Here is a 240-nt window from a genome sequence, read left to right as displayed (position 1 = left end):
GAGCCGGTCGTGGAGCCGGAGCCCGAGCCGGTCGTGGAGCCCGAGCCGGAGCCGGAGCCGGCGACCGCCGTACTCGACGCCGTCGAGGAGCCCGTCGACGAGCCGGCCGAGGCGAGCGCTGACGAGAGCGCTGACGAGGTGGAGGCGCCCGAGGACCCGCAGCGGGCCGACGCGACCGCCGCCGGTGCTGCCGTCGTGGCCGCGCTGGCGGACACGACGAGCAAGTCGGCGAAGCCCGCC

At 77.9% G+C, this 240-nt stretch carries 1 pseudogene; it reads left to right on the top strand.

What is annotated here, in order from left to right:
• A pseudogene (locus tag E9934_RS19945) lies at positions 1–240 on the top strand (hypothetical protein); the annotation flags it as partial.

Source organism: Nocardioides caeni (genome assembly GCF_004912195.1).
GTDB classification, from domain to species: domain Bacteria; phylum Actinomycetota; class Actinomycetes; order Propionibacteriales; family Nocardioidaceae; genus Nocardioides; species Nocardioides caeni.
This window is presented reverse-complemented; position numbering and strand designations above follow the sequence as displayed.